The 21227-nt window shown below is 71.5% G+C and carries 20 protein-coding genes; 8 read left to right on the top strand and 12 right to left on the bottom strand.

What is annotated here, in order from left to right; genetic code table 11:
- Nucleotides 1-77 precede the first annotated feature (77 nt).
- The 6 genes from D466_RS0105060 to D466_RS0105085 form a co-directional block, all read right to left on the bottom strand.
- On the bottom strand, nt 78-1313 hold the full coding sequence (locus D466_RS0105060; RefSeq protein ID WP_018912623.1) for an MFS transporter: 1236 nt from the start codon (nt 1311-1313) through the stop codon (nt 78-80).
- 40 nt (nt 1314-1353) lie between these two features.
- Nucleotides 1354-1944, bottom strand: a complete 591-nt coding sequence (locus tag D466_RS0105065) for a TlpA disulfide reductase family protein (protein WP_018912624.1) — start codon at nt 1942-1944, stop codon at nt 1354-1356.
- Between the two features lie 123 nt (nt 1945-2067).
- Nucleotides 2068-4617, bottom strand: a complete 2550-nt coding sequence (locus tag D466_RS0105070) for a penicillin-binding protein 1A (RefSeq protein ID WP_081629826.1) — start codon at nt 4615-4617, stop codon at nt 2068-2070.
- Between the two features lie 123 nt (nt 4618-4740).
- Nucleotides 4741-5262: a glycine zipper family protein gene (locus D466_RS0105075; protein WP_018912626.1), complete on the bottom strand. Its 522-nt coding sequence runs from the start codon at nt 5260-5262 to the stop codon at nt 4741-4743.
- Nucleotides 5263-5266: 4 nt separating this feature from the next.
- A complete protein-coding gene (locus tag D466_RS0105080; RefSeq protein ID WP_018912627.1) occupies nt 5267-5686 on the bottom strand; it encodes a hypothetical protein in 420 nt (139 codons plus the stop codon).
- Between the two features lie 71 nt (nt 5687-5757).
- Complete coding sequence (locus D466_RS0105085) at nt 5758-6312, bottom strand: hypothetical protein (RefSeq protein ID WP_018912628.1); 555 nt, start codon at nt 6310-6312, stop codon at nt 5758-5760.
- Nucleotides 6313-6586: 274 nt separating this feature from the next.
- On the opposite strand from D466_RS0105085, the gene D466_RS0105090 reads away from it, so the two are divergent.
- The 3 genes from D466_RS0105090 (at nt 6587) to folE (ending at nt 9450) form a co-directional block, all read left to right on the top strand.
- Nucleotides 6587-7612, top strand: a complete 1026-nt coding sequence (locus tag D466_RS0105090) for a YncE family protein (protein ID WP_369759401.1) — start codon at nt 6587-6589, stop codon at nt 7610-7612.
- A gap of 19 nt (nt 7613-7631) precedes the next feature.
- Entirely contained in the window at nt 7632-8681 is a 1050-nt protein-coding gene (locus D466_RS0105095; protein ID WP_018912630.1) for a sterol desaturase family protein, read from the top strand.
- Nucleotides 8682-8838: 157 nt separating this feature from the next.
- Nucleotides 8839-9450, top strand: a complete 612-nt coding sequence (gene folE, locus D466_RS0105100) for a GTP cyclohydrolase I FolE (protein WP_026284905.1) — start codon at nt 8839-8841, stop codon at nt 9448-9450.
- 22 nt (nt 9451-9472) lie between these two features.
- Here folE and metW read toward each other — a convergent pair whose 3' ends face one another.
- Both metW and D466_RS0105110 read right to left on the bottom strand, forming a co-directional pair.
- Nucleotides 9473-10051 carry a methionine biosynthesis protein MetW gene (gene metW / locus D466_RS0105105; protein WP_018912632.1) on the bottom strand — a complete coding sequence of 193 codons (579 nt, stop codon included), beginning with the start codon at nt 10049-10051 and terminating at the stop codon, nt 9473-9475.
- On the bottom strand, nt 10048-11205 hold the full coding sequence (locus tag D466_RS0105110; RefSeq protein WP_018912633.1) for a homoserine O-acetyltransferase: 1158 nt from the start codon (nt 11203-11205) through the stop codon (nt 10048-10050). Before D466_RS0105110 ends, metW begins: the two co-directional genes overlap by 4 nt.
- Nucleotides 11206-11274: 69 nt before the next feature.
- On the opposite strand from D466_RS0105110, the gene D466_RS0105115 reads away from it, so the two are divergent.
- The 5 genes from D466_RS0105115 (at nt 11275) to holA (ending at nt 17062) form a co-directional block, all read left to right on the top strand.
- Nucleotides 11275-12162, top strand: a complete 888-nt coding sequence (locus tag D466_RS0105115; RefSeq protein WP_018912634.1) for a TIGR00730 family Rossman fold protein — start codon at nt 11275-11277, stop codon at nt 12160-12162.
- A gap of 25 nt (nt 12163-12187) precedes the next feature.
- Entirely contained in the window at nt 12188-12625 is a 438-nt protein-coding gene (locus D466_RS0105120) for a biopolymer transporter ExbD (RefSeq protein WP_018912635.1), read from the top strand.
- Between the two features lie 127 nt (nt 12626-12752).
- Nucleotides 12753-15425 carry a leucine--tRNA ligase gene (leuS, locus tag D466_RS0105125; protein ID WP_018912636.1) on the top strand — a complete coding sequence of 891 codons (2673 nt, stop codon included), beginning with the start codon at nt 12753-12755 and terminating at the stop codon, nt 15423-15425.
- A complete protein-coding gene (lptE, locus tag D466_RS0105130) occupies nt 15412-15960 on the top strand; it encodes an LPS assembly lipoprotein LptE (RefSeq protein WP_018912637.1) in 549 nt (182 codons plus the stop codon). The genes leuS and lptE overlap by 14 nt, the downstream gene beginning before the upstream one ends.
- Nucleotides 15961-15976: 16 nt before the next feature.
- Nucleotides 15977-17062, top strand: coding sequence for a DNA polymerase III subunit delta (gene holA, locus D466_RS0105135; RefSeq protein WP_018912638.1), 1086 nt, complete (start codon nt 15977-15979; stop codon nt 17060-17062).
- A 28-nt stretch (nt 17063-17090) separates the two neighbouring features.
- On the opposite strand, the gene D466_RS22655 is transcribed toward holA, so the two are convergent.
- Genes D466_RS22655 through D466_RS0105155 form a run of 4 tightly spaced genes read right to left on the bottom strand, consistent with a single transcriptional unit; the run spans nt 17091 to nt 21219 of the window.
- Nucleotides 17091-18068 (bottom strand): glycosyltransferase family 2 protein, encoded by a 978-nt coding sequence (locus D466_RS22655; RefSeq protein WP_018912639.1) that lies wholly within the window; start codon nt 18066-18068, stop codon nt 17091-17093.
- Nucleotides 18069-18079: 11 nt separating this feature from the next.
- Nucleotides 18080-18877 (bottom strand): HAD-IA family hydrolase, encoded by a 798-nt coding sequence (locus tag D466_RS0105145; protein WP_018912640.1) that lies wholly within the window; start codon nt 18875-18877, stop codon nt 18080-18082.
- A 14-nt stretch (nt 18878-18891) separates the two neighbouring features.
- Nucleotides 18892-19956, bottom strand: a complete 1065-nt coding sequence (gene fba, locus D466_RS0105150) for a class II fructose-bisphosphate aldolase (RefSeq protein ID WP_018912641.1) — start codon at nt 19954-19956, stop codon at nt 18892-18894.
- Between the two features lie 48 nt (nt 19957-20004).
- Nucleotides 20005-21219, bottom strand: coding sequence for a phosphoglycerate kinase (locus tag D466_RS0105155; protein ID WP_018912642.1), 1215 nt, complete (start codon nt 21217-21219; stop codon nt 20005-20007).
- Nucleotides 21220-21227: the final 8 nt, after the last annotated feature.

Consider the following 21227-nt stretch of genomic DNA (forward strand, 5'->3'; position numbering starts at 1 on the left):
CGCGTAGCGGAGGAAGGCGCTCCGCCCGCTTCGGGCAGCAGAGCCGCCCGACACAGCATAAGCGAAGGGGCCGGCGCTCAGGGGCGCGCCGCGTCTATTCCACCGAAAAAGCCCCGGTATGCCAGCAGGTAGGCACCCTGGAACACGCCGGCGACGACGAAGGGCGCGATCAGCCAACCCCGCGCCAGCATCAGCCCGGACAGCGCCGGGCCGATGGCGCGAGGCACCATCACCGACACGTTGTTCACGGTGGCGGCCAGGCCGCGCCGGCGCTCGTCGGTCAGCCCCACCACCAGGGCCTGGCGCACGCCGATGGTGCCGCGGTTGAAGGCCGAGCGCACGGCCCAGGCCACCGCGGCCAGCCCGAACCAGGGGCTCAGCGGGGTCAGCAGCAGCAGCGCCAGCCCCACCGCGCGCATATACACCACGGTGTCCACCAGGCCGAAGCGCCTGGACATGTGGCGCGCCAGTTGCGCGCCCAGCGCCGCGCACACGAAACCGCCGGCCAGCGCCGGGCCGATGCTGGCCGGGCCGTGGCCGAAGCGCAGCGCGTACCAGTAGGCCATCCACGGCGCCACCATGCCGATGCCCAGGCCGTTGAAGCCGTTGGCCACCGCCAGGCGCAGCAGCATGCGGTTCTGCTCGCGGCGCGCCGGCTGCGCCGCCGCTTCGTCGTCGCTCGCCGGATCCCGCGGAGCTGCATGCGGGTGGTGCTCGGGCGCCTTCCAGACCAGCCACATGCCGATCATCGAACCCAGCAGCGGCAGCACGAACAAGGGGCGGAAGGCCAGCGCTCCCGGCAGTTCGCGCTGCCACAGCGCGGGCAGCGCCGCCAGCAGCGCGCCCACGGCCATGCCCCAGAAACCCAGCGCGGCGTTCAGGCTGAACACCCGCGGGCGGTCGGACGGCGCCAGGTCCTGCGCCAGCCATGCCTGTTCCAGCGGACCGAAAGGACCCGCGGCGCCGTTGGCACCGCGCCCGAAGCCACCCAGCAGCGCACCCAGGCCCAGCACCCAGGGCTGGGTGCTGCACAGCGCGAGCAGGGCGCTGAGCAGGGCCACGCATTCGTAGGCCAGCAGGAAGTGGCGGCGCCCGAAGCGGTCGCTGGCGGGGCCCACCAGCAGCGTGAGCAGCACGGCGACGAACAAGGCGGCGGACAGCACGGCGCCGATGCTGGCGGCTCCCCAGCCCAGCGCGTGCAGGTACAGCGTGAACCCCACCACCAGCGCGCCCTGCCCCACGGCGCGCGCGAAACGCGCGCCCATCAGCAGCGGCACCGCACGCGGCAGGCCGCCGCTGCCGACGGCGCTCATCGAACGGTCCTTGCCGGCATGCCCGAGACCCCGCAGCGGGTCATCCCCGGCCGGACACCCGCACCGGTCCGGCGGCCACGGGCCGCGCCATGTACTGGCGCAGCTGGGCGATCATGCTGGGCTGGTCCCAGTCCTGCGGGCCGAGGGTGCGGGCGATCTCCCGGCCCTGCTTGTCGATCAGGATGGTGGTGGGCGTGCCCAGGATGTTCAAGCCGTCGAGCACCTTGGTCGTCGGGTCGACGTACACGGGCAGGTGGTCGATGAAATTGTCCTGGTAGAAGCTCTGCACCGCGAACACCCCGCCCTTGTCCACCGACAGGGGAAGCACCGCGAAATCCTTGCCGCCCAGCACTTCCTGCAGCTTGTTCAGCGTGGGCATTTCCTTCACGCAGGGCGGGCACCAGGTGGCCCACACGTTGAGCAGCACCACCTTGCCGCGGAAGGCCGCCAGGCTGGTGGGCTTGCCCTGGGCGTTCAGGAAGGACAGCGCCGGCAGCGGGCGCGGCTGCGGATAGGGGGTGAAGCGAAAGCCGTTGGCGGACTGCGCCGCCGAGGCGCCGCCGGCGGCGCCCAGGGACAGGGCCAGCGCCGCGACGAACTGCCTGCGCCGGCTGGAAAAACTGCTGGACATGCGCGATCTCCCGCGAAGGAATTCCGGCGCGCGGACCCGGGAGCGGGCCCGGTCGCGCCGGTGGCAGGCTAGTTTATTAGCCTTTGCGAATATGCGCCCGCCCCTGCCCGCGGCAGGGGCGCATCAAGGCTTGGGCGCGCCCAGCGAGGGCAGCACCACGTAGGGCGCGTTGCCGGCGGCACCGGGGTGCGCGGGGGCGGGCGCCGGAGCCGGCGCGGCCGGAGGCGGCGCCGGGTGCCCGAACAGGCCGCCGAGGAAGCCGCCGGAGGACGGCGCCGGCGCCCCGCCCGCCGGATCCAGCGGCGGGTATTGCTGCAGGAAGTAGCCCTGCACGGCGTTGGGCACCGCGAAACTGCCCACGGAGGCAAAGCCGGTGGCCGGGTTCACCGGCACCTGCACCACGTCCGGCGGAGCCGCCCAGGGCTGGTCCGGGTCGGCCGCGGCGGCCGCGCGCATGTAGGACATCCAGATGGGCAGCGACACGGACGCGCCCTGCTGGCCCCGGCCCAGGCTGCGCGGGGTGTTGTAGCCCACCCAGGCCACGGCCACGCGGTCGTGGTCGAAGCCGTCGAACCAGGCGTCGCGGAAGTCGGAGGTGGTGCCGGTCTTGCCGGCCAGGTCCGAGCGGCCCAGCGCGCGCGCCGCGGCGCCGGTACCGCTGGCGATGACCTGCTGCATCATGCGCGTGAGCAGGAAGGCGTTGCCGGGGCTGATGATGCGCGGTGAATCGGCGTCGCCCAGCGTCACCTTGGGTTCCTGGTAGATCACCGCGCCGTGGGCGTCGACGATCTTCTGGATCAGGCGCGGCTGCACCAGGTAGCCGCCGTTGGCGAACACCGAGTAGGCGCGCGCCATCTGCAGGGGCGTGAAGCTGCCGGCGCCCAGCACCATGGTCGGGTAAGGCGGGATCTGGTCCAGCGGAAGCCCGAACTGCGAGGCGTGGAAGCGCGCGTAGGGCACGCCCACCGCCAGCACCACGCGCACCGCGGCGATATTGTCCGAGCGGGCCAGCGCCTCGGCCGCCGGCATCGGGCCGATGGATTCCTTCTCGTAGTTGTGGGGCTGCCACAGGGGCTGGTTGGGCCCGGGGTTGATGGAGATCGGCGAGTCGTCGATGATGGTCGTCGGCGCCAGGCCCTCGGCCACGGCGGCCGAGTAGATGAAGGGCTTGAAGCTCGACCCCGGCTGGCGATAGGCCTGGTTCACGTGGTCGAACTTGTCGTGGGTGAAGTCGAAGCCGCCCACCCAGGCCTGCACCGCGCCGGTCTGCGGCTGCATGGACACCAGCGCCGACTGCGCCAGCGGGATCTGCGACACCTGCGGCCCCTGCGGGGTCTGCAGCAAGCGCAGCAACGAGCCGGGCTCGATGCGTTTGGCCTGGGGCGCGCGCGGCTCCAGCCCGGGGCGGCAGAAGGCCAGTGCGGCGCCGCTGAGGTTCTGCACCGAGCCGTCGCGCCGCAGCACCTCGATTCCGCGCGGCGAGACCTGCAGCACCACCGCCGGCGCCAGCCCACCCACGTCGTGCGTGCGCTTGAGCGCCTTGGCGGCCGCGTCGCGGGCGCCGTCGGGCGGCAGCGTCACGCGGCCTTCCGGCCCGCGCCAGCCCATGCGGTGGTCGTAGGCCGACAGGCCGGTGCGCAGCGCCGCGTTGGCCGCCGTCTGGTCCTTGTCCACCAGCGTGGTGGTGACCTTGTAGCCGTCGGTGTAGGCCGCTTCGCCGAAGCGCGCGACCATGATCTGGCGCACCAGTTCGGCCGCGTAGTCGGCGTCCACGCTGTAGTGCAGCGCGCCCTGGCCGGACACCACCTCCAGCGGCGCGGCCAGCGCCTGCTCGTACTGCTCGCGGGTGATGTCGTGCAGGGCCAGCATGCGGCCCAGCACGTAATGCTGGCGCCACACGGCCAGCTTCAGGTTGCTCTGCGGGTTGTAGGCAGAGGGCGCCTGCGGCAGCCCGGCCAGCACGGCCATCTGCGCCAGGCTGAGCTGTTGCAGCGGCTTGCCGTAGTACACCTGCGCGGCGGCGGCGAAGCCGTAGGCGCGCTGGCCCAGGTACACCTGGTTGATGTAGCGGTCGAGGATCTGGTCCTTGCTGAGGCTGTTCTCGATCTTGTAGGCCAGCAGGGTCTCGACCAGCTTGCGCAGCGGGGTCTTCTCCGGCGAGAGGTAGAAGTCCCGCGCCACCTGCATGGTGATGGTGGAAGCACCCTGCACCGCGCCGCCGGCGCCGAAGTCGGCCAGCGCGGCGCGCACCACGCCGGCGAAGTCGATCGCGCCGTGTTCGAAGAAGCGGGCATCCTCGGCGGCGAGCACCGCCTGCTTGAGCTGCAGCGGCACCTGCTTGTAGTCGATCACCGCGCGGCGCTGCACGCCGAACTCGCCGATCAGCGTGCCGTTGGCGCTGTACACGCGCAGCGGCAGGTCGGGCCGGTAGTTGGTGACCTCGCTCAGGTCGGGCAGGCGCGGCCACAGCAGGATCACCGCCAGGCCCAGGTACAGCGTGCCGGCCACGCCGAGCAGCACCAGGCCGAGCAGCAGCAACTGCCAGCGCGCCCTGCCCCTCGGCGGCGCCGAGCGGCGGCCGCCAGAGCCGGAGGATTTCTTGCGCGGCGGGGGTGCGCGCCGGGAAGCGCCGTCCCGCGCCGCCCGATCCGCGTCGAAAGTGGGTTCCGTCATGACAGCGGCGGATGATAGCCGCCAGCGTCCGGGCACCGGTCGACTACGTGGTCGCGGCCTTGCGCCGCGCCCGCACCGGCCGCCCGCGCGCGGCGCCCCGGCGCCGGGGCGCGAGCGCCCCGATCAGCGCGACTGGTAATAACCGGGAGGCGGGGGCGGCGGGTTGCCGGCGGGCGGAGGCGGCGCGTAGGACGGCGCCGGCTCGTAGCGCGGGGCACGGTAGCCGGGCACCTGCGCGCCCTTGGTGTACATGCACTGCTCGTAGGCGTGGTTGTAGGCCTGCTGCGCGGTCATCTGCTGGCCGCTATAGCTGCCGGCGCCGCCGGCCGAGCCGGCCAGCAGGCCGACGCCCGCGCCCACCGCGGCGCCGTTGTGGTTGCCGCCGATCAGCGCGCCGGCCGCGGCGCCCAGCAGGGCACCGGCCGCGCCCGAGACCACGCCCGACTGGGTGGCGCTGCTCTGGTAGGCGGCCGACTGCTGCTGCGCGAAGGAGCGGCAGGTGGCGTCGATGGACTGGAACTGCTCCAGGGGCATGCCGGGGGCCGGCATCACGTTCACGGTCGGGCCCATCGGGGCGCTGGCGCAGCCGCCGAGCAGCCAGGCCGAGCCCAGCATCGCGGGCAGGAGGAGTTTGCGCAGTTTCATGGTCTCAATGGTTCGTAGGCGCCTGAGCGGGACGCGCCGGCACCGGTGTCCATCCCCCCGGACAATCCGGCACGCTGGGATAGTAGCCCGCCGGGTTGCGGCAGTAATACCAGAAGGACTCCGGCGGAGGGCCCAGCGGCCGCGGAGCCTCGTAGACCACGGGCGGCTGGTAGGCGGGCACCACCACCGTCGGCGGCGCGTAGTAGTACGAGGGCGTGGGCCACCAGCCCGGCCCGTAGTAGCCGTAACCGGGGCCCCAATAGCCGGGGCCCCAGTAGCCGGGCACGCCGATGCCGATGCCCACCGACCAGTGCACGTGCGCCGAGGCCGGCGCAGCCGCGCCTAGCGCGAGGGCCGCCCCCAGCGCCGCCAGCGCGGCGAGGCGCCGCGCACCGCGCCGCGGGGCTCGCTTGTCAGGATTCATGGTTCACTCCAGCAGGAGCGTTTATAACGCGGCGACCCGCGATTCTGCCGACAGCCGCCGTGAGCCCGGCGTCAACGTCCCCGGTCGTCCCCGCGGTCCGGCCCGCGACCGTGGTCGGGGCCGGGGCCGCGTCCGTGATCCCCCCGGTCCGGGCCGCGGCCGTGGTCGAAGCCAGGTCCGCCGGGGCCGCGCTGCGGCCCGGGATGGAATTCCCGCCAGTCGCGGCGGTCGTGGTAGTCGTGGGCCATGCGCTGGTAGCGCCCCCAGTCCGGGTCGCGGAAGCGCCGCAGCGCCCCCGGAGGCGCGCCGGGACGCCACGGGCCGCCGTAACCGGGGCCGGTGTACCAGCCGCCACGGTAGCGGTAGTAGTACACGCCGCCGAGGTAGAAGATCGGCTGCTGCAGGCCGAGGGCGACGTAGGCGCCGATTTCCGGCATCCACACCATGGCCTGGGGCATCACGGTGACCGGCGGGGGAGCGTAGACCGGAGCGGGCGCGTACACCGGGGGCTGATTGCCCACGGTGATGGAAAAACTCACCGGCGGGCCGTCGGCCCGGGCCGGTGCAGCGGCGAGGCTGCCCAGCGCCACGGCCAGCGCGGCGGGAATCAGATGGTTGGTTTTCATGGCGGCGACTCCTTGGGAGACATCGTGGGGCGCGGAGGGCGTGGGATGCGAGCCCGGCGCAGTCGGCAACAACTGTTGCGTTTGCCGGCTTGCGCGCCCCCGGCTTGTGGCGGATTATCCACAGTACCATTGCTGGTTTATTGCCGCATCGCGCGGCGCACAAGCCTATGCTGTCAACGGCCTTCCCGGGCGCCGCGTTGACACAGGGCACCCCTGCCACGCGGCTTCCGCGCGCGCGCCGCCCTCTTCCCGCTCCTTCATGCGTCGTCAATTCCTGCGTCAAGCCGCCTCGCTGGCGCTGACCCCCCTGTTCGGGCGCGCCGCGCTGGCCGCCGGCGACGATCCCAACCGGGTCGTGGTGCTCGACTCGGCCGACGCCAGCATCACCCTGATCGACCAGGGCACGCGACGCGTGCTGCAGACCTTTGCCGCCGGCAAGGAGCCGCACCACCTGATGGTCACGCCCGACAACAGCCAGTTGATCGTGGCCGACGCCATCAGCGGCAACCTGTTGTTCCTGAACCCGGTCAGCGGCCAGCCCGAGGGCTGGCTCGGGGGCGTCGAGGATCCCTACCAGATCGGTTTCTCGCCGGACCGCAACTGGTTCGTCGCGAACTGCCTGCGCCTGAACCGCGTCGACATGTACCGCTACGGCGGCGGCCGTTCGCTGCAACTGGTCAAGCGCCTGCCGCTGGAAGCCGTGCCCAGCCACATGGCCTTCACCGCCGACAGCCAGATCGTGTTCATCAGCCTGCAGCAGACCGGCGAGGTGGCCGCGATCCACCTGCCCACGCAGAGCCTGCTGTGGACCATGAAGGTGGGTGACACCCCCGCCGGCGTGTGGCTGACCCCGCGCGACGCCGTGCTGCTGGTGGCGCTGACCGGCTCCAACGCGGTCGTGGCGGTGGACTGGCGGCGGCGCCAGGCGCTGGCGCGCATGGTCACCGGCGACGCCGCCCACAATTTCCGCTCCTGCGCCGACGGGCGCCACGTGTTCGTGAGCAACCGCATCTCCGACACCATCAGCATCCTGGACATGCAGGCGCTGCGCAAGGTGGGCGACATCACCGGCCTGCGCCCCGGGCCGGACGACATGGAACTGTCGGCCGACCGCCGCTGGCTGTGGAGCACCTTCCGCTTCGACCGCACGGTGGGGGTCATCGACCTGCAAAGCCTCAAGCTGGCCGACGTGATCGGCGTGGGCAAGTCGCCGCACGGCATCTACTTCCGCGACCGCGCGCCCTTCTACGACAACCTGCCGCCGCTGTCGCCACCGGTGCGCGCGCCGGTGGCCGCCTGAGCGCGCCCGCGAAGCCGCCATGCATGCCCTCGCCGCCCTTCAAGCCGCCGCCTCGCATCTGTTCGGCCAGGCCACCGGCAGCGCGCAGACCTGGCTGTTCGTGACCCTCGTGCAGCCCCTGCTGTGGCACCTGCACATGATGGGCCTGGAGGACATGGCCTACGACAGCCTGCTGTGGGTGGTCTACGGCGCGCTGCAACTACTGCTGGTGTACGCGGTGCTGCGGCCGCTGGAATGGCTGGCGCCGCTGGAGCGCTGGGAGAGCCGCCGCGGCATCGGCACCGACGTGATCTACACCCTGTTCAACCGCCTGGGCCTGCTGCCGCTGCTGTTGTTCCTCACGCTGCAGCCGTGGTTCGACCTGGCGCTGGCCTGGCTGCACCTGCACGGCGTGGACAACCTGAACCTGGACGCGCTGTGGCCCGGCATGTCCCTGCACCCGCTGGTGGGCTTCCTGATCTATCTGGTGGCGCTGGACTTCGCCGGCTACTGGTACCACCGCTGGCAGCACCAGATCGGCTGGTGGTGGGAACTGCACGCCGTGCACCACAGCCAGCGCAAGGTCTCGCTGTGGGCCGACGACCGCAACCACTTCCTGGACGACGCGCTGCAGGCCGCGTTCTTCGCCGCGCTGGCGCTGTTCATCGGCGTGCCTCCGGCCCAGTTCGTGGCGCTGACCCTGGTGGGCGGCGCGCTGCAGAGCGTGCAGCACGCGAACATGCGTTTCGACTTCGGGCGCATCGGCGAGCGCCTGCTGGTGGGCCCGCGCTTTCACCGCCTGCATCACGCGGTGGGTTTCGGCCACGAACTCGGCCACGGCAACCGCGCGCGCCTGTACGGCTGCAATTTCGGCGTGCTGCTGCCGTGGTGGGACGTGCTGTTCGGCTCGGCCGATTTCAGCACCCGGCTGCAGCCCACCGGGGTGCGCGCCCAGCTGCCCGCGCCCGAGGGCGCGGGCGAGAACTACGGCGAAGGCCTGTGGGCCCAGCAGGGCCTGGCCTTCGTGCGCATCGGCCGGCGCGCCGCCGCCGCGCTGCGCGGCCGGACGCGGGTCCAGCCGGGCGTCTGAGACGCAGGGGCGACTCCGCGGCGGGCGCCTGCACGCCCCCACGCCCCTGCGCGCCGCGAGGTCCAGCGCCTGCGCCGCGCCGCGCGGCGTCCTACACTGAGGGGCCCGGCGGGCATGCGGCCCGCGTTACCCCTTGCAACAACGCCCGCCCCAGACCATGTCGAGTCCCGAGAAGCCTTTGGAGCCGGTCACCGAACAGCAGGCCGAGGAGGCCATCCGCACACTGCTGCGCTGGGCCGGCGACGACCCCGAGCGCGAAGGCCTGCGGGACACGCCGCGGCGCGTGGCGCGCGCCTGGCACGAATGGTGCGGCGGCTACGCGCAGGACCCCACGGCCTACCTGGCGCGCACCTTCGAGGAAGTCGCCGGCTACGACGAGATCATCGTGCTGCGCGACATCGACTTCGAAAGCCACTGCGAGCACCACATGGCGCCGATCATCGGGCGCGTGCACGTGGGCTACCTGCCGCGCAACCGCGTGGTGGGCATCAGCAAGCTGGCGCGCGTGGTCGACGCCTACGCCCGGCGCCTGCAGGTGCAGGAAAAGCTCACCGCGCAGATCGCCCAGTGCATCCAGGAAACCCTGCAGCCCCACGGAGTGGGGGTCATCGTCGAGGCCTCGCACGAATGCATGACCACGCGCGGCGTGCACAAGCGCGGCGTCAGCATGGTCACCAGCACCCTGCTGGGTAGCTTCCGCAGCGACCCCAGCACGCGCCAGGAATTCATGCGCCTGGTGCGCGGCGCCGGCTCCGGCGGCCCGCGCTGAAGCAGCCGCGCGCCGGCGCGCCTCAGCCCGCGCTGAACACGAACATCGCCTCCGAGGCGAGCAGGTTGGGCAGCGTGTGCACCTCGCGCCCGGCCTGGATGCCCAGGGCCTGGCGCACGCGCAGGCCGCACTTGGCGGCCAGCACCGCGAAGTCGGCGTAGGTGGTCACGCGCAGGTTCGGCGTGTCGTACCACTCGTAGGGCAGTTCCTCGGTCACCGGCAGGCGCCCCGAGGCCACGCGCAGGCGGATGCGCCAGTGCGCGAAATTGGCGAAGGTGGCGATGCCCTGGCGCCCCACCCGCGAGGACTCGCGCAGCGCGCGCTCGGTGTTGCGCAGGTTGGGCAGCGAGTCGATCATCAGCACCACGTCGAAGCTGTCGTCGGCGAACATCGCCAGGCCCTGCTCGAGGTCGAGCTGCAGCACGTCGACGCCGCGCCGGGCGCAGGCCACCACCTTGTCGGGGTCGATCTCCACCCCCTGTACCGAGCAGCCGCGCTGGTCGCGCAGATGCGCCAGCAGCGCGCCGTTGCCGCAGCCCAGGTCGAGTACCCGGCTGCCCTGCGGCACGCGCGCCGCGATGATGTCGAAACGCGGGTTCATGCCTGAGGCTCCTGCGCCAGGCCCAGTTGCTCGGCGATGCGCCCGAAATAGGCGCGCACCACGTCGTGGTAATGCGGCTCGTCCATCAGGAAGGCGTCGTGCCCGTGCGGGGACTCGATCTCCGCGTAGCTGACCTCGCGCCGGTTGGCCAGCAGCGCGCGCACGATCTCGCGCGAGCGCTCGGGCGAGAAGCGCCAGTCGGTGGTGAAACTGGTGAGCAGGAAACGCGCGCGCGCCGGCGCCAGCGCCGCCGCGAGGTTGCCGTCGTGCTCGCCGGCGGGGTCGAAGTAGTCCAGTGCGCGCGTGAGCAGCAGGTAGGTGTTGGCGTCGAAGTAGCCGCTGAACTTCTCGCCCTGGTGGCGCAGGTAGCTCTCGATCTGGAAATCCACGTCGAAGCCGTAGTTCAGCGCCCCGGAACGCAGGCTGCGCCCGAACTTGCGCGCCATGGCGTCGTCGCTGAGGTAGGTGATGTGGCCGATCATGCGCGCCACGCTCAGGCCCTGGCGCGGCACCACGCCGTGGGCGTAGTAGTCGCCGCCGTGGAATTCGGGGTCGGTGATGATGGCGCGGCGCGCCACTTCGTTGAAGGCGATGTTCTGCGCCGACAGGCTGGGCGCGGTGGCGCTGGCCACGCAATGGGCCACGCGCTCGGGATGGCGCACCGCCCAGGCCAGCGCCTGCATGCCGCCCAGGCTGCCGCCCATCACCGCGGCCAGGCGCTGGATGCCCAGGCGGTCGAGCACCCGCGCCTGCGCGTCCACCCAGTCCTCCACCGTGACCACCGGGAAGCGGCTGCCCCAGGGCTTGCCGGTGGACTCGTCGAGGCTCATCGGGCCGGTCGAGCCGAAGCACGAGCCCAGGTTGTTCACGCCGATGACGAAGAAGCGCCGCGTGTCCACCGGACGCCCGGGGCCCACCATGTTGTCCCACCAGCCGCGGGTCTTCTCGTCGCCGCCGTAGCGCCCGGCCACGTGGTGGCTGGCGTTGAGCGCATGGCACACCAGCACTGCGTTGCTGCGCGCGGCGTCCAGCCTGCCGTAGGTCTCGACCATGAGGTCGTAGGGGGGCATCACCGCGCCGCTCTTGAGCGGTAGCGGGGTGTCGAAGTGCATGCGCTCGGGCTGCGGCTCGGGCGCTTCCGGGATCGGGACCATGGGTGCGGGTGGATGGCGGGAGCGCTCCCCGCCGCGACGGCCAGTATAGGGTTCGCGTACAGTCTGGGCATGTCCAGGAAACCCAAGAGCTCGCTGCACGCGCGCAACTTTCCCAGCGCGCGCGAGGAAGCCGCCGCGCACCCGCTGCCTTCGCGCTACTCCGGCCCCGAGAGCAGCTACCGGCTGGCCTTCACCGATACCGCCTTCCTGCTGCAGGAGGACCTGCGCCCGGTGCGCATGCAGCTCGAGCTGCTCAAACCCGAGATGGTGCAGCGCGAACGCGGCATCGACGCCACCGTGGTGGTGTTCGGCAGCGCGCGCATCAAGGCCCCGGAACAGGCGCAGCAGCTGCTCGAACAGGCGCAGGCCGGCGGCGACGCGCAGGAGATCGCGCGCGCCCGGCAGGCGCTCAAGCTGTCGCGCCACTACGGGGAGGCGCGGCGCTTCGCCGAACTCGTGACCCGCGCCAGCCACGAACTGGCGCAGCCCCTGGCGGTGGTCACCGGCGGCGGGCCCGGCATCATGGAGGCGGGCAACCGCGGCGCGCTCGACGCCGGCGGCCCCAGCGTGGGGCTCAACATCGTGCTGCCCCACGAGGAGGAACCCAACCCCTACATCACGCCGGAGTTGTGCTTCCGCTTCCACTATTTCGCGATGCGCAAGATGCACTTTCTCATGCGCGCGGTCGCGCTGGTGTGCTTCCCCGGGGGATTCGGCACCCTGGACGAGCTGTTCGAGGTGCTCACGCTGACCCAGACCCGCAAGGTGCACAAGCGCCCCATCCTGCTGTTCGACCGCGAGTTCTGGACCTCCCTGATCGATTTCGACCACCTGGTGCGCACCGGCATGATCAGCCCCCACGACCTGCAGCTGTTCCACTACGTGGAAACGGCCGAGCAGGCCTGGGAACTCCTGCAGCGCGAGCTCGGCATCGACGCCGACGCGGGCGCGGTCTGATCGCTGCCGCGGGGGCATTCGCGCGATGGCCTTCGGACGTTTCGAGCGCACGCAGGGCGAGGCCCCGCTGTCGGACATCAACATGACCCCGCTGATCGACGTCATGCTGGTGCTGCTGGTGATCCTGCTGCTCACCGCGCCGCTGCTGGACGGACGCATCGCGCTGGACCTGCCGCGCGTGGCCGCCTCGCCGGCGCCCGCCGCGCCGGGCGCGCTGCTGCTGGAGCTGCAGCGCGACGGCCGCATGGTGCTGGACGGCCGCCCGGTGAGCGCGGCCGCGCTGCCCGCGCTGTTGCACGCCCGCGCCGCCGCCGATGCGCGGGCCGAACTGCGCATCCGCGCCGACAGCGCGGTGCCCTACGGCGACGTCGCCCGCGTGATGGCGGCCGCACAGGCGGCCGGCCTCAGCCGCGTGGGGCTGCTCACGCAGCCCCCGGGCAGCCCCGCGGCCGGCCCGCGCTGACGGCACCGGCGGGCTGGCGCCCCAGCCCGCCGACCCCTGGTGCACGCGGCGTTCGGCGCCCCAACTAACATGCGGGTTTGCGCCCTGCCGCGCGCGGCGGGCGACGGACCCCTTCCCACCAGCCGACATGAATTCCAAGTACGACGCCGCCGCGGTCGAACGCGCCGCGCAACAGCACTGGCAGGCCACCGAGGCCTACCGCGTGCGCGAGGACGCCCCGGGCCGGAAGTTCTACGCCTGCTCCATGCTGCCCTACCCCAGCGGCAAGCTGCACATGGGGCACGTGCGCAACTACACCATCAACGACATGTTGACCCGGTACCTGCGCATGAACGGCTACAACGTGCTCATGCCCATGGGCTGGGACGCCTTCGGGCTGCCGGCGGAGAACGCGGCCATGAAGAACCGCGTGCCGCCCGCCCGCTGGACCTACGAGAACATCGCCTACATGAAACGGCAGATGCAGTCGATGGGCCTGGCCATCGACTGGAGCCGCGAGGTGGCGACCTGCTCGCCCGAGTACTACCGCTGGAACCAGTGGCTGTTCCTGAAGATGCTCGAGAAGGGCATCGCCGAGCGCCGCACCCAGGTGGTCAACTGGGACCCGGTGGACCAGACCGTGCTGGCCAACGAGCAGGTCATCGACGGCCGCGGCTGGCGCAGCGGCGCCCCCGTGGAGCGGCGCGAGATCCCCGGCTACTACCTGCGCATCACCGACTACGCCGAGGAACTGCTGGCCGCGGTGTCCGACCCCTCGGACCCGAACTTCCTGTCCGGCTGGCCCGAGCGCGTGCGCCTGATGCAGGAGAACTGGATCGGGCGCAGCGAGGGCGTGCGCTTCGCCTTCGAGCACGACATCCGCGACGCCGCCGGGCAGCCCATCCAGGACGGGCGCATGTACGTGTTCACCACGCGCGCCGACACCATCCTGGGCGTCACCTTCTGCGCGGTGGCGCCCGAGCACCCGCTGGCCGCCCACGCGGCAGCCTCCAACCCGGAGCTGGCGGCCTTCATCGAGCGCTGCGCGCAGGGCGGTACCACCGAGGCGGAACTGGCCCTCAAGGACAAGGAGGGCATGCCCACCGGGCTGCAGGTGCGCCACCCGCTGACCGGGCAGGCGGTGCCGGTGTGGGTGGGCAACTACGTGCTGATGAGCTACGGCGACGGCGCCGTGATGGGCGTGCCCGCCCACGACGAGCGCGACTTCGCCTTCGCGCGCAAGTACGGCCTGCCCATCCGCCAGGTGGTCGAGGTTCCCGGCGAGAACTTCAGCGACGCCGCCTGGGCCGAGTGGTACGGCGACAAGCTGCGCTGCCAGTGCGTGAACTCCGGCTCCGGCTTCGAATTCCTCGACGGCCTGGGCTACCGCGAGGCCGTGGACCGCGTGGCCGCGCTGCTGGCCGAGCGCGGCCTGGGGGAAAAGCGCACCACCTGGCGCCTGCGCGACTGGGGCATCTCGCGCCAGCGCTACTGGGGCACGCCGATCCCGATGATCCATTGCGAGCACTGCGGCACGGTGCCGGTGCCCGAACGCGACCTGCCGGTGCTGCTGCCCGAGGACCTGATCCCCGACGGCAGCGGCAACCCGCTGGCGCGTTGCGAGTCCTTCCTGAAGGTGGACTGCCCGCAGTGCGGCCGCGCCGCGCGGCGCGAGACCGACACCATGGACACCTTCGTCGATTCGTCCTGGTACTTCATGCGCTACACCTGCGCCGACAACCACCAGGCGATGGTCGACGAGCGCACCGACCAGTGGCTGCCGATGGACCAGTACATCGGCGGCATCGAGCACGCCATCCTGCACCTGCTGTACGCGCGCTTCTGGACCAAGGTGATGCGCGACTGCGGCCTGGTGAAGGCCGACGAGCCCTTCAAGCGTCTGCTCACGCAGGGCATGGTGCTCAACCACATCTACTCGCGCCGCGGCGCGGGGGGTGGCCTCGAGTATTTCTGGCCCCACGAGGTCGAGAACCAGCTCGACGCCCAGGGCCACATCGTGGGCGCCAGGCTCAAGTCCGACGGCAGCGAGGTGAGCTACGACGGCGTGGGCACCATGAGCAAGAGCAAGAACAACGGCGTCGACCCGCAGGACCTGATCGACCGGCACGGCGCCGACACCGCGCGCCTGTTCACCATGTTCGCGGCCCCGCCGGAGGCCACGCTGGAATGGAACGACTCCGCCGTGGAGGGCGCGCAGCGCTTCCTGCGCCGCGTCTGGGACGGCGCGCAGGCGGCCGCCGCCGCGGGCGCCGCGCAGGCCGGCCCCTGGTCGGATCTGCCGCGCGAGGCGCGGGCGCTGGCCGAGGCCCGGCGCGAGATCCACCTCGCGCTGCGCCAGGTGACCCACGACTACGAGCGCATGCAGTACAACACCGTGGTGTCGGGTTGCATGAAAATGCTCAATCAGATCGAGCAGGCCGCGTCGGCGGAGGCGCCGCCGGCATGGCGCGCCGCCCTGCTGGACGAGGCCTGGGGCATCCTGCTGCGTGTGCTGTACCCGGCCACGCCCCACGTCTGCCACGTGCTGTGGCAGCAGCTGGGCTTCGAGGGCCGCCTGGGTTCGCTGCTGGACGCGCCCTGGCCCCAGGTGGACCCGGAGGCGCTGCGCCAGGACGAACTCGATCTGGTGCTGCAGATCAACGGCAAGCTGCGCGGCAGCCTGCGCGTGCCGGCCACGGCCGACCGCGCCGCCATCGAGGCGGCGGCGCTGGCCAGCCCCGAGTTCGCGCGCCACGCTGAGGGGCGCGCCGCGAAAAAGGTGATCGTCGTGCCGCAGAGGTTGGTCAATGTGGTGGTCTGAGGGCATCGCCGGCCGGGCGCGCCGCGCCTGCCTGCGCGGCGCGGGCATCGCCGTGCTGGCCGCGCTGCTGGGCGGATGCGGCTTTCAACTGCGCGAATCCACCAACCTGGAGTTCGACACCATCGCGCTGCAGGGCCAGGGCGGCCCGCTGATGGACCTGCTGCGTCGGCGCATCCTGGCCACCACGGCCACGCGCATCGTCGCCGATCCCAAGCAGGCACAGGCGGTGTTCACGCTGTTGTCGGACGCCAGCGCGCAGACCCCCACCGCCTTCAACGCCGGCGGCACGGTGGCGCAGTACGCGCTCAACGAGACGGCGCGCTTCCAGCTGACCGCGCCGGACGGCCATGTCTACATCGCGCCGACCACCATCACCCGCACCAGCATGATGAGCTACAGCACCTCGGCGACGCTGGCCAAGGCCAACGAGGCCGACCTGCTCTACACCGGCATGCGCCGCGACCTCGTCGACCGTATCCTGTTCCAGCTCGGCGCGCTGCACGCGCTGGCGCCGGCCTCCGCGCCCGCCCGATGAGCCGAGGCCACGCTCCATGCCGCTGATCCGTCACGACCAGCTCGCCGGCGCCTTGCGCGCCGGGCTGCGCGGCCCCTACACGGTGTTCGGCGACGAACTGCTGCTGGTCATGGAAACGGTGGACGCGATCCGCGCCGCGGCCACGCAAGCCGGCTACGGCGGGCGCGAGCTGCACCAGGTGGAGCGCAATTTCGACTGGCAGGTGCTGCTGGCGCAAACCCGCGAGCGCAGCCTGTTCGGCGAGCGCAAGCTGGTGGAGTTGCGAATTCCCGGGGGCAAGCCCGGGCGCGACGGCGCGACCGCCCTGTCGGAACTGGCGCGCGAGACCGAGGGTGACGCGCTGCTGCTGGTGCTGCTGCCCAGGCTGGACGCCGCCGCGCAGAAAAGCGAATGGTTCTCCAGCCTGGCGGGCCAGGGCACGGCTGTGCGCGTGGACAGCGTGGAGCCGGCGCAGCTCGGCGCCTGGATGCGCCAGCGCCTGCAGCAGCACGGCCTGCGCCTGCCCGCGGGCCCGGCCGGCCAGGCCTGCCTGGAACTGCTGGTGGCGCGCACCGAGGGCAACCTGCTGGCCGCGCACCAGGAGGTGGAGAAGCTGGCGCTGCTGGTCGAGCCCGGCGAACTCGACCCCGAGCAGGTCGAGCAGCTGGTGCAGGGCGCCGCACGCTACAACGTGTTCCGCCTCGGTGAGACCGTGCTGGCCGGCGACAGCTCCCGCCTGCTGCGCATGCTCGACGGCCTGCAGGGCGAGGGCGTGGCGCCGGTGCTGGCGCACTGGAGCCTGGCCGAGGAGCTGCGCGCCTGGCTGCGCGTGCGCCAGGGCCTGGACGCCGGCGAATCCTTCGCCAGCCTGGCGCGCGCCAACCGCATCTGGGGGCCGAAGGAAAAGCTGCTGGCGCGCGTGCTGCCTAGCCTGGGGCAGCCGCTGCTGGAAGGCCTGCTGCTGCGCGCCGCGGCCTGCGACCGCGCCATCAAGGGCCAGCGCCCGGCGGCGCTGCCGCACGAGCCCTGGGAGGCCGTGCGCCAGTTGGCCCTGGCCATGGCCCAGGCGGTGGCGCCGATGCGCGGCGCCGGGCCACTGGGCGCGCGCCTGGTGCTGATCTGAGCCTGCGCAGGTGGACTGCGCGGTGGGTTCAGCGCTGGCGAGAGCCCGCCCAGGCCAGGGTGCCAAGCAGCGCGGTGAACACCGACCATTTGGTCGTCGGCCACCACGCCCCGGCCACCCTTGCCCAGCGGTGGGCCAAGGCGTAATTCCCGGCGGCCCTGCATGACAAGGCCAGGTCTCTGCAGACACCGCCCGCGAGCCGGGCCGCGTAGTTCCGTGCCTCCTTCGTGTCGCAATGCAGCATCAGATAGCTGCAGATCCCATGTACGACCACCCAGCCGTCCTCAGCAGTCAGTCGACTCGATGAATTATCGGCCCGATTGCGGTCGGGGATGTTATGCACGGCGACCGTACGATCGAGATAGAAGGCTCGGCGCATGCGGTCGAGGTAGCGAACGTACAGGTCCATATCCTCCGCGTAGCGGACTTCGCGTCGGAACCCGCCGAGCGCTTCAACCAGACTCTTGCGCAACACGCAGACATTGAGGTGGGCGAACTTGCCCGGATGGCCCAGTAATTCTCCCCGGCCCACGACGACACCGTCGCCCGCAACTCCTCGCTTGACTCCGATCGCAGCAAGCAATCCGGGTTGCCAGACTTCATAGGCCGGCACCCCGTCTCGCAGCGCTCGCTGATTGGCCAGCACGAGATCAAGATCCGGGTGTCGCGCAAATGCTGCAGCGGCAGCCGCAAGGTAGTCCGGTTCGCACCAGAAATCGTCGTCATCACAGAACGCGATCAATGGGCCGGAGGCCCTCTCGAGGCCAGCATTGCGCACGACCGATGGTCCGCTGCCGTCGCGCTTCGCCCCGTCGAGGTAGACATAGCGGGCACCCTCGCGGGCGGCGCGCGTCAATTCCTCATTCCGGGCGGCCTCCTGCTGGGTCGACCCGTCGTCGACCACGATCAGGTCGAGCTCAGCGTGGCTTTGATCGTGGATACCGGCCAATGCCTGCGCCAGGAGATGCGAACGGTTACGCGTCGGAACGACCACGGAGATCTTCAAAGGTGGACTCCTCAGCCACGTGCTGCACTCATCTCCTGCGTCAACCACCTCTGCAGCGTGTCCGGATCGGCCACACCACTCCACGGCTGGCCCGCCACGCACCCACGCGCGGGCTGACCCCGCTCCCCGAGGCTGTCGAGCAGCGCCCAGGCCTCGTCGAAGGCCTCGGCGGCAGTATAGACACCGGGGGTCACCACGGTGCGCAGGCCGGCCGCGCGCGCGGCGCGCAGCCCGGCGGGGGAATCCTCGAAGGCCAGGCAGGCGCCGGGCGGCAGGCCCAGTTGCTCGAGCACCCACAGGTAGATCCCGGGGTCGGGTTTCTTGCGCGGCACGATGTCGCCGGCGCCGATGCACTCGAACAGGCCCTCGGCGGCCTCGCCCAAGGCGGCGCGCAGCAGCGCGTGCACGTTGTCCGGCGTGGTGGTCGTGGCGATGGCCAGGCGCAGCCCGGCCTCGCGCGCCTGCTCGAGCAGGCGGCGCACGCCGGGGCGCAGCGCCACGGTGCCGGCGTCCACCAGTTCCACGTAGTGCCGGGTCTTGCGCCGGTGCGCTTCAGCCACCAGCGCCGCGGCGTCGGGCGCCGCGGCCGCGGCCGCATCGACGCCGCGCCAGTAGTGCAGCATGCGCTCCTTGCCGCCGGTGACTTCGAGCAGGCGCCCGTACAGCGCCTCGTCCCAGTGCCAGTCCAGGCCCAGCTCGGCGAAGGCGCGGTTGAAGGCCACGCGGTGGCCGTCGCGCTCGGTTTCCGCCAGCGTGCCGTCGACGTCGAAGATCAGCGCGCGCAGCGGCGCGTCGGGGTGCGCCGCCATCGCGTCCTCGCGGCTCAGTTGACCTTGGGCGCCAGCTCGCCCTTCTCATAGCGCAGGAACATGGCGTCCAGGCTCAGCGGGCGGATCTTGGAGGCCTTGCCCGCGGTGCCGAAGGCTTCGTAGCGATCCTTGCAGATCTGCTTCATCGCCTTGGTGGACGCTATGAGGAACTTGCGCGGGTCGAATTCCTTCGGGTGCTCGGCCAGGAACTTGCGGGTGGCGCCGGTCGAGGCCATGCGCAGGTCGGTGTCGATGTTCACCTTGCGCACGCCGTGCTTGATGCCCTCGACGATCTCCTCCACCGGCACGCCGTAGGTCTCGCCCATGTCGCCGCCGAAGGAGTTGATGATCTTCAGCCACTCCTGGGGCACCGACGAGGAGCCGTGCATCACCAGGTGGGTGTTGGGAATGCGCGCGTGGATTTCCTTGATGCGCCCGATGGCCAGGATGTCCCCGGTCGGCGGGCGGGTGAACTTGTAGGCGCCATGGCTGGTGCCGATGGCGATGGCCAGCGCGTCCACGCCGGTCTTGGCGACGAAGTCGGCGGCTTCCTCGGGGTCGGTCAGCAGCTGGCTGTGGTCCAGCTTGCCCTCGGCGCCGATGCCGTCCTCCTCGCCCGCGGTGCCGGTCTCCAGCGAGCCCAGGCAGCCCAGTTCGCCTTCCACGGAAACGCCGCAGGCATGCGCCATCTCCACCGTGCGGCGGGTCACGTCCACGTTGTACTCGTAGCTGGTCGGGGTCTTGCCGTCGGTGCCCAGCGAGCCGTCCATCATGACCGAGGAGAAGCCCAGCTGGATCGAGCGCTGGCACACCGCCGGGCTGGTGCCGTGGTCCTGGTGCATGCACACCGGGATGTCCGGGAATTCCTCGATCGCCGCCAGGATCAGGTGGCGCAGGAAGGGCGCGCCGGCGTACTTGCGGGCGCCGGCGGAGGCCTGCACGATCACCGGCGAGTCGGTTTCGGCAGCCGCCTCCATGATGGCGCGCATCTGCTCCAGGTTGTTGACGTTGAAGGCGGGGACGCCGTAGGCGTGCTCGGCCGCGTGGTCGAGCAGCTGGCGCAGGGAAATCAGGGCCATGATGGGGCTCCGGGTGGTTTCAAAAAAAGATGGGGGGCGCGGCGCGGCTCAGGCCGCGGCGCCGGCCGCCTCGCGCGAGCGCTTGTCCAGGATCTCGAAGGCCGGCAGGGTCTTGCCCTCCAGCACCTCGAGGAAGGCGCCGCCGCCGGTGGAGATGTAGCCGATGCGCTCGGCCAGGCCGTACTTGGCGATGGCGGCCAGCGTGTCGCCGCCGCCGGCAATGGAAAAGCCCTGGCTGTCGGCGATGGCGCGCGCCAGGGTCTCGGTGCCGTGGGAGAAGGCCTCGAACTCGAACACGCCCACCGGGCCGTTCCAGACGATGGTGCCGGCGGCCTTCAGGCGCGCGCCCAGGCGCGCCGCGGTGCGCGGCCCGATGTCCAGGATCAGTTCGTCGGCGGCCACCTCGGAGGCGGGCTTGACCACCGCCTCGGCGCTGGCGCTGAACTCGCGCGCCACCACCACATCCTCGGGAATCGGCACTTCGGCGCCGCGCGCCTTCATCTTCTCGATCACGCGCAGCGCGTCGCCCACCAGGTCGGGCTCGGCCAGGCTCTTGCCAATGGGCAGGCCGGCGGCCAGCATGAAGGTGTTGGCGATGCCGCCGCCGACGATCAGGCCGTCGACCTTGTCGGACAGGCTTTGCAGGATGCTCAGCTTGGTCGACACCTTGGAGCCGGCGACGATGGCCACCAGCGGGCGTGCCGGCTGCGCCAGCGCGCGGTGGATGGCGTCGATCTCGGCGGCCAGCAGCGGCCCCGCGCAGGCCACCGGGGCGTACTGGGCGATGCCGTAGGTGGTGGCCTCCGCGCGGTGCGCGGTGCCGAAGGCATCGTTGACGTAGATGTCGCAAAGCGCGGCCATCTTCCGCGAAAGTTCAGGATCGTTCTTCTTCTCGCCCTTGTTCAGGCGGCAGTTCTCCAGCAGCACCACTTCGCCCGGGTGCAGCTCGAAACCCCCGTCCACCCAGTCGGCCACCAGGCGCACCGGGCGCCCGAGCAGGTCGCCCAGGCGCTGCGCCACCGGGGCCAGGCTGTCGGAGGGCTTGAAGGCGCCCTCGGTGGGCCGCCCCAGGTGCGAGGTCAGCATCACCGCGGCGCCGGCATCCAGCGCCATGCGCACGGCAGGCACCGAGGCACGCACCCGCGTGTCCTCGGTGATGCGCCCCTGATCGTCCAGCGGGACGTTGAGATCGGCGCGGATGAACACGCGCTTGCCGCGCGCCTGCCCGCGCTGGCAGACCTGCTCGAAGCTCAGGATGTGCATGGCGTGGC

Origin of the sequence: Thiomonas sp. FB-6 (genome assembly GCF_000377645.1) — a bacterium.
In the GTDB taxonomy this organism is placed as follows: Bacteria; Pseudomonadota; Gammaproteobacteria; order Burkholderiales; family Burkholderiaceae_C; genus Thiomonas_A.

What these genes read in the sequence shown, in the direction of transcription:
- D466_RS0105060 (WP_018912623.1), bottom strand. Translation starts at nt 1,313, where the DNA reads ATGAGCGCCGTCGGCAGCGGCGGCCTGCCGCGTGCGGTGCCGCTGCTG.
- D466_RS0105065 (WP_018912624.1), bottom strand. Translation starts at nt 1,944, where the DNA reads ATGTCCAGCAGTTTTTCCAGCCGGCGCAGGCAGTTCGTCGCGGCGCTG.
- D466_RS0105070 (WP_081629826.1), bottom strand. Translation starts at nt 4,617, where the DNA reads ATGACGGAACCCACTTTCGACGCGGATCGGGCGGCGCGGGACGGCGCT.
- D466_RS0105075 (WP_018912626.1), bottom strand. Translation starts at nt 5,262, where the DNA reads ATGAAACTGCGCAAACTCCTCCTGCCCGCGATGCTGGGCTCGGCCTGG.
- D466_RS0105080 (WP_018912627.1), bottom strand. Translation starts at nt 5,686, where the DNA reads ATGAATCCTGACAAGCGAGCCCCGCGGCGCGGTGCGCGGCGCCTCGCC.
- D466_RS0105085 (WP_018912628.1), bottom strand. Translation starts at nt 6,312, where the DNA reads ATGAAAACCAACCATCTGATTCCCGCCGCGCTGGCCGTGGCGCTGGGC.
- D466_RS0105095 (WP_018912630.1), top strand. Translation starts at nt 7,632, where the DNA reads ATGCATGCCCTCGCCGCCCTTCAAGCCGCCGCCTCGCATCTGTTCGGC.
- folE (WP_026284905.1), top strand. Translation starts at nt 8,839, where the DNA reads ATGTCGAGTCCCGAGAAGCCTTTGGAGCCGGTCACCGAACAGCAGGCC.
- metW (WP_018912632.1), bottom strand. Translation starts at nt 10,051, where the DNA reads ATGAACCCGCGTTTCGACATCATCGCGGCGCGCGTGCCGCAGGGCAGC.
- D466_RS0105110 (WP_018912633.1), bottom strand. Translation starts at nt 11,205, where the DNA reads ATGGTCCCGATCCCGGAAGCGCCCGAGCCGCAGCCCGAGCGCATGCAC.
- D466_RS0105115 (WP_018912634.1), top strand. Translation starts at nt 11,275, where the DNA reads ATGTCCAGGAAACCCAAGAGCTCGCTGCACGCGCGCAACTTTCCCAGC.
- D466_RS0105120 (WP_018912635.1), top strand. Translation starts at nt 12,188, where the DNA reads ATGGCCTTCGGACGTTTCGAGCGCACGCAGGGCGAGGCCCCGCTGTCG.
- leuS (WP_018912636.1), top strand. Translation starts at nt 12,753, where the DNA reads ATGAATTCCAAGTACGACGCCGCCGCGGTCGAACGCGCCGCGCAACAG.
- lptE (WP_018912637.1), top strand. Translation starts at nt 15,412, where the DNA reads ATGTGGTGGTCTGAGGGCATCGCCGGCCGGGCGCGCCGCGCCTGCCTG.
- holA (WP_018912638.1), top strand. Translation starts at nt 15,977, where the DNA reads ATGCCGCTGATCCGTCACGACCAGCTCGCCGGCGCCTTGCGCGCCGGG.
- D466_RS0105145 (WP_018912640.1), bottom strand. Translation starts at nt 18,877, where the DNA reads ATGGCGGCGCACCCCGACGCGCCGCTGCGCGCGCTGATCTTCGACGTC.
- fba (WP_018912641.1), bottom strand. Translation starts at nt 19,956, where the DNA reads ATGGCCCTGATTTCCCTGCGCCAGCTGCTCGACCACGCGGCCGAGCAC.
- D466_RS0105155 (WP_018912642.1), bottom strand. Translation starts at nt 21,219, where the DNA reads ATGCACATCCTGAGCTTCGAGCAGGTCTGCCAGCGCGGGCAGGCGCGC.